A 3,281-nucleotide genomic window follows, 5' to 3' on the forward strand; every position below is an offset into this window, starting at 1 on the left:
TTTAGAAGCATTGAAAAGTGAAATCGAGCAAGCTTACCCAAAAGCCAACGTATACATTGCAGCGCTTGATGTGAACCAACATGACGATGTATTTGACGTGTTTGAGCGGTTTAAATCAGAGGCAGGCTCGATTGATAAAATCGTCGTTAATGCCGGAATGGGGAAAGGCGCTTCGTTAGGCACAGGGTACTTTGCCGCTAATCGAGCCACGGCTGAAACGAACTTTGTTGCTGCGTTGGCCCAATGCGAGGCGGCTATGGGTATTTTCAGAGCCCAAGAACGAGGTCACTTGGTCACCATCGCCTCGATGAGTGCATTGCGCGGTATGCCGCGTGCAATGACGGTATATGCGGCAACCAAAGCCGGTTTAGCATCACTGTCTGAAGGGATTCGCGCGGATTTGCTGAAGACCTATGGCAAGAACAGTCCCATCAAAGTGACCACATTATTCCCGGGATACATTCGCTCGGAAATTAATGAAAAGGTTAAAAACACACCCTTTATGATTGGTACCGAAGAGGGCTGTCGTAAGTTGGTAAAAGCCATAGAAAAATCGCCCGTCGAAGCCTATGTACCCGGTTGGCCTTGGCGCATTATTGGCTTTTTGATGAAGCGTTTACCACTGAGCTGGGTGCTCAAACTGACCTAATCACTCTTCGCATGCTGAAGCTTGGTTATCGATTGCGACGGCCAAGCTATGGCTTGTGCCTTCTTTATCTTTGTAGATAAAGACCGGCTCAGCGAGGTTAAAATCGAGTTTGTTACCCGCATGTGCAACCGTTAAACGACGCTCGTTGAGGTGAATGCGCACGCACGGTTCACCTTTAACGGTTAACATTCGCTGCCATTCTTCAGTTAGGGGCTCATAAAGCCACATTTCGGTGCCTCGCCAAGTAGTTTCTGAACCGCGAGTGCACTGATACGTGTGTACCTCTGCGGCACGATCGTGAGTCTGCTCGAGTTGCTGTAACTGACAGTCACCAGCATGGGGCGTTTCGGGTTCCATGACGGTGTATTGATACACCACGATACTTATCACGATTAAACCAAAGGTGACGCCAGCGGCCGCGATGATCAGCGCCATTCGTTTAAATATCTGCATGTGTTTTTTTACCCCTGTCAGCGTAGGCTCTAAGGTAACATATTCTTTTTTGTCTGTTAAAAAAGCGTTATGGTGGTATTCGACCAAAGCATAATAATAACGAGGTGAATAAATGTGGCAACGTGTTACTGCAATAGTACTGCTGATTGTAGGTCTACTTTTAGCCGTACTCGGAGTTGTAAGCGAGTTTGATACTATTATTCGCTTAACGGGCGCAGGCTTAATGTTGGTGGCTTTAATTTGGCTTTATCGCTTGCCCACTTTGAATAAGCTGAATGAGCAAAGTAAGCAGCCGCTCAAGTGGTATCAGTCTCCAATTGTTTGGGTGCCCGTGATAGGCATTATTATTTATTGTGTGAGCTTAGCGCTGTAAGGAAAGCAGGCATGAATCTTTTTAAGCGAATTGTCATTTTAGCGGGCGCGGTGGGTTTATTTTTTTATACCGCTTCACAAGACCAATTAGTTGCCGCGATTGCTGACTATCAATTGAGTTGGTATCGATTGGGAGTGCCGATTGCATGGGGCATTATTTTGGGCGGTTTACTCGCATTGTTGCGTATTCAAAAGCTATTGAGTTGGCTGCCTCCGATTACTTTGATAGCAAGCGGCTTAACGACGATGGGGCTCGTGGGTGCTGTAGCCATATTTGCTAAGCATCAGTTAGTGGTGTTGAGTTTACCTGCTTTGCAAATTGCGGGCATTGGAATCGGATTGTATTTATTTGCTGTCAGCTACACACGTCTCTTAGGTGACCTTAAGGCACGTAACCAAGACAAAACCAAATCATGATATACTGTGTCGTATGAACACGCATACGATTAGAAAAATTACACTCAACTGTGATATTGGTGAGAGCTTTGGCGCTTATAAGATGGGCGAGGATGAACTTATCATGCCGCACATCGACTGCGCTAATATTGCATGTGGCTTTCACGCATCCGACCCACTGACGATGACTCAGACGGTGGCACTGGCAGCACAACACCAAGTCAAGATTGGGGCTCACCCGAGCTATCCAGATCTTGTTGGTTTTGGGCGGCGGCATATGGACTGCTCAGAGCAAGAAATTATTGCTCTCATCATGTATCAAGTCGGTGCACTTAATGGTATCGCCGCACGTTATGATGAATCGGTTGCTTACGTTAAGCCTCACGGTGCGTTGTATAATGATATGCTGCGTGACAGTGAGATATTTAAAGCGGTGTGTAAGGCAGTTAGTTACTTGCAAACCCAACAACGTCAACCGCTACCACTGATGGTTATGGCAACTCCGCAAAACTCTGAGTGGCAGGCATTAGCATCTAACTATGACGTTTACTTATGGTTTGAGGGTTTTGCAGACCGTCGCTATAACCATAAAGGTCGGCTTGTATCACGAAAGCAAAGCGGCTCGGTGCTGACCGAGGAAGCCGATGTACTTGAACAAGCGAACCGGTTTGCTCGACGCGAGCCTATTATTGACAAAGATGGTAACGAGCGAATGATTAGTATCGACTCACTGTGCGTTCACGGCGACAACCCATCCGCGGTCGAAACCGTGTCGAAAATACGTGAGTTACTCCACTCGATACCCGAATAACAACAAGAGGGAAACTGAGCGTGAAACCTTCCATAGTCAATGCGGGTGCTGATGCGGTGATCGTCTATTTTGCAGATGAGATCAGCATCGAGGCGAACCAACGCGTACTGCAACTTGATTCAGCGATAGCCAGCAGCGATTTAGCGATACTCGAAACCGTACCGGCATACTCATCGCTCATGGTTTATTACGATATTACCCGGCATTCAGATACCGATATACGTGCCTCGATCAAAGCTATCATTGAGTCCCTGCCTGAACTCCAACAGGTTAACGCGGAGCAGGGGCAAACACACGTCATTCCTGTTTATTACGACGAGACGGTCGGGCCTGATTTAGCACGTATTGCGGAGCTTCACGAATGTAGTGTCGAGGAGGTTATAGAGCGCCATTGTCGGGACAGCTATCGCGTATATGCATTGGGGTTTGCACCGGGCTTTGCTTACATGGGCGAAGTCGCCGAAGATTTACAGGCACCTCGGCTGGATTCACCTAGAACACGAATTCCAGCGGGGAGTGTTGCCATTGCTGAACGGCAAACAGCAATTTATCCCTTAGCATCGCCTGGCGGTTGGAACATCATTGGTCGCACGACCTTTC

At 47.7% G+C, this 3,281-nt stretch carries 6 protein-coding genes; 5 read left to right on the top strand and 1 reads right to left on the bottom strand.

What is annotated here, in order from left to right:
- A partial coding sequence (locus tag ABNS04_RS12280) for an SDR family oxidoreductase (protein WP_348671585.1) occupies nucleotides 1–649 on the top strand: 649 nt, incomplete at its 5' end.
- Here ABNS04_RS12280 and ABNS04_RS12285 read toward each other — a convergent pair.
- Nucleotides 650–1,102 (bottom strand): hypothetical protein, encoded by a 453-nt coding sequence (locus tag ABNS04_RS12285; RefSeq protein ID WP_287830339.1) that lies wholly within the window; start codon nucleotides 1,100–1,102, stop codon nucleotides 650–652.
- Nucleotides 1,103–1,214: 112 nt separating this feature from the next.
- On the opposite strand from ABNS04_RS12285, the gene ABNS04_RS12290 reads away from it, so the two are divergent.
- The 4 genes from ABNS04_RS12290 to pxpB form a co-directional block, all read left to right on the top strand.
- On the top strand, nucleotides 1,215–1,475 hold the full coding sequence (locus ABNS04_RS12290) for a hypothetical protein (protein ID WP_071462568.1): 261 nt from the start codon (nucleotides 1,215–1,217) through the stop codon (nucleotides 1,473–1,475).
- Between the two features lie 11 nt (nucleotides 1,476–1,486).
- The gene (locus ABNS04_RS12295) at nucleotides 1,487–1,891 is read left to right on the top strand and encodes a hypothetical protein (RefSeq protein WP_287830338.1); all 405 of its coding nucleotides are present in this window, start codon (nucleotides 1,487–1,489) and stop codon (nucleotides 1,889–1,891) included.
- Nucleotides 1,892–1,904: 13 nt separating this feature from the next.
- Nucleotides 1,905–2,681 (top strand): 5-oxoprolinase subunit PxpA, encoded by a 777-nt coding sequence (locus ABNS04_RS12300; RefSeq protein ID WP_071462570.1) that lies wholly within the window; start codon nucleotides 1,905–1,907, stop codon nucleotides 2,679–2,681.
- A 20-nt stretch (nucleotides 2,682–2,701) separates the two neighbouring features.
- Nucleotides 2,702–3,281 (top strand): 5-oxoprolinase subunit PxpB (pxpB, locus tag ABNS04_RS12305; RefSeq protein ID WP_348671587.1); only part of this gene is annotated, 580 nt, incomplete at its 3' end.

It is taken from the genome of uncultured Idiomarina sp. (assembly GCF_964010655.1).
GTDB classification, from domain to species: Bacteria; Pseudomonadota; Gammaproteobacteria; order Enterobacterales; family Alteromonadaceae; genus Idiomarina; species Idiomarina baltica.